This is a genomic window from Acinetobacter sp. (assembly GCF_050285345.1).
GTDB lineage: Bacteria > Pseudomonadota > Gammaproteobacteria > Pseudomonadales > Moraxellaceae > Acinetobacter.
Window position 1 is genome coordinate 1 of the sequence record NZ_JBLZXR010000040.1, and the last position, 3376, is coordinate 3376.

2 protein-coding genes are annotated in these 3376 nt (G+C 37.0%); both read right to left on the reverse strand.

Features of this window, described 5'->3' with window-relative positions; genetic code table 11:
• Positions 1-56: 56 nt before the first annotated feature.
• Complete coding sequence (locus ACN6OV_RS03870; RefSeq protein ID WP_427949788.1) at positions 57-1346, reverse strand: McrC family protein; 1290 nt, start codon at positions 1344-1346, stop codon at positions 57-59.
• 1 nt (position 1347) lies between these two features.
• The coding region (locus tag ACN6OV_RS03875; RefSeq protein WP_427949790.1) for an McrB family protein at positions 1348-3376 on the reverse strand (2029 nt) is incomplete at its 5' end.

Sequence of the window (3376 nt, forward strand, 5' to 3'; positions counted from 1 at the left end):
TACCTTACTCAAACGAGAATCACTATTCACTCAATAACTAATAAATTTTTACCTTCTCATAAAATTAAATATTCAATAATTTCCTTTGGATTATCAACATTGAATGGTAATACTCGCAGCCTTGCGCCATTCGTTTCCCTAAACCCAAATTCATCCAAAGGCTTAGTAAACTTTTCAGTTCGATATGGATAGACCAGAATTACTTCACTTTCATGATCCAGATAATAATGACTATAAGCAAACATCTGCTGAATATCACTGTCTTTTAAACCATAACGCCCACGACGATCAGTTTGATCAATCAGCTTCCATTTGGTGTCCATCACAATATTTTTATCGTTAGGTCGCTCGATAAAGATATCAGGCTTAAGTTTGAAGATCTTGCTCTCTTGATGCTGGCAGATATGCTCCGTGGCATGCTGTGTCTTCACTGTATAATCAGGCAAATTACAGCGTAGATGATAAGCGACATAATGTTCAAACAGTTTTTCCATTGGAAACAACAAACTCATGCCACGCCATTCACCAGCTGTTGAAACAGGCATATACTCACCAAGGATCAGTTCAGTCCATGGCTTGATCTCATCATAGAGCGCCAGTAGGCGTCCTGATTGCCATTGTCGCAAATCCTGTCTGATATTCTGACTACGTGGTATTTCACTCGTCATCAGGCGCAGTTCTTGCGCCAGCTTCCAGTTGCTTGCATCTTTAGTCTTTTTACAGACAATCTCCAATGCTGTACGTATCAGCCTATTCTCAGGTCGATTGACTTCATACACATCATGTTCAATTGGGAAGATATGCTTCTTTGCAGGAGGCTGACGCATGTATTTCACATGCTGCAATTGCCCACGTAAGAATTTCTGGTCTTCTTGAACACGGTTATAGTCAAACCGTAAGCCCCGCTGAACCAAACGTTCAAAAGAAGCCAAGAATTGACTGATAATCCACTCATGCAGTGGTTGTCTAAAACGATTTAATTGGGCTGCACCTGCTTCACGGTATGGCAAATGTAAAGATACCCGCAGCATTTCTTGAAGTAATTCACGTTCTTTCTTTACTACTTCATTCTTATTTTGGCCTTCTTTAAACTCGATATGTTTTGGTAGAATTTCAATCCGTGTACCACATGGTGTTTCTATCACACCCACATATTGGTCAAGTTTAAGCTTTCTTCGGCCTGCCAGTTCGAAGACTTTCGCACCGTGCTTGGAAAATGATGCAGACAGCTCACATAGATGCTCAAATGCAGATTCAGTGATATAGGCATGATCAAAGTTTGATTCAGGACAGCCTTCATAAGCAACACTGATAAAGGCATATTCCCGCACTGTATGATGCGACATCTTATTCTGCCTTTGCCGAATGACCTAATATTTTTTTAAAACTTTCTATCGTTTTAAATGCCTCATTATTTAACTTCCAAATTTTCTTTTCATTGGAATAACCTAGCTCTTGTTCCAAATGTGATGGGAATAAATTTGTTTGATTCAGATCTTCGTCTTCAACCAACATACCATTATCAAAGAACACTAAGTTGATCTTTGCCCAATCATCAAAAAAGTATTCTTGAAGCTGTGGAATAATCTTCTGTTTAAATATTTCAGTTAAATTCTTCAGTGTTGCTTTATCTTTCAATGACATAAAATTAGCATGACCAATGCAATGATCACGATCCAAAAGCACTTCTATACGTTGATTGATAACTCTCAATAATTCGCCAATATCTAAGCCCTCAACAGTTATGCCATTCAAAAGTTCTGGTTTTGGTGGCATTTCGATAAAGGTAAAACGACGGCGCAAAGCAATATCCAGACCTGTTAGCGAGCGATCAGATGAGTTCATAGTACCAATGATGTACAAATTCTTTGGTACAGAGAATTCTTGTTTTGAATATGGCAATGTGACAGATAGTTTTTCTTCAGCTCCTTGACGTTTTGAATCTTCAATTAGCGTGATTAATTCACCAAAGACACGAGAAATATTACCTCGGTTGATTTCGTCGATGATCAGAACATAAGGTTTTACTTTTTCAATAGAGTTTGTATATTCAACTTCTGAACGTAATGAATTCGCAATTGCCCATTCATAACTTTTTTGATCCACAATGATGTCATTTTGTGTCTTTAAATAGTTACGAATATGCCTAATAGATAAAGTGATATTACTACCCGTAGATGTATGCGCAAATAACGTGCCTACTGAATTGCTTGATACTTTAATTTCCGCACCACGTTTAGTGTGAAAAATCATTTCCTCTGTTTTAGCCTGAGTAATGAGTTTATCAATCGCACTATTTATACTTGCTTCAATCGGGGCTAATGCATTATTTTGCTTTGCTTCTATTTCTGTTTGGGCATCTTCACAAATTTCTTTAAATACACCTGGTCTCACATCGTAATTCAATTGACCCTGAGCATTAGTCTCCGCTCGAATCCCTTCAACAAAATCCTCATAACTAAAGCTTTGGTGGAAAGTGACAAATTTAATTTGCCCTTGGTCTTTGTATTGGTCAAAACGTGTTTTCAGCGCCGTACGATCTTCTTGTTCTAATAGTTCTAAAGGTTTATGTTCAATAATGGATAAAGCATGATTAATTGTATGGTAGGTTTTACCTGTTCCTGCTGCACCAAATAAAATACGGTTAAGCGTTTGTTGAATCATGACTTCGTCCTTCTTTGTTAGTGACTTCTGTTTTTTGTTATTCCAATAATGGGTTTTAATCATTGCAAAAAGTTTTTCAACATATGGGAAAAATGCTTGTTCACCTTTATCAGCCAATAATATTGGTAAAAACTCTGGTAATGGTTTCCTTGCATATTCTGCATATCCAATACGCTTCCTATTTGGTTCACTCACAATAGGTATGATGAAAGGATCACTGAAGTCTTGATAAAGAAATGCGATCATCCATTTTAAGCTTGCATTAAAAGCAATTTGATCAATTGCTTTTAAATCACGCTGTTTTGTGGCTTCAATAATATTTAGAATTTCTTGCTTGAGTTCTGTAAACGCTAAGTTCGGATCATCCCCAAACCTTTTGTGCCACGAGTACGGTATTTGATTATGATAGTTTGTCCCTTTGCCTAAAGTTAGGGGTTGCCAAATCTCATAATAATTTGACATGGTAAGTCCATTTTCAACAGGGCTAAAGAGGTCTACTTGTACAATAAAAGACAACTTATTATTTGCCTGATGATAGTCTTCTATAGTTAAACTCTTTAGACGCTCAATTGGCCACACTGTTAGAAATTGCTGTACCTTTTTTTCAAGCGCCGTGGTCTGATTATCACTTTGTTCATACCAATCACAAAATTTCTCTAAATCTTTAAATGTATTTAAGGCGATATAAAAAGCTTTATGGCCTGTGTATAAG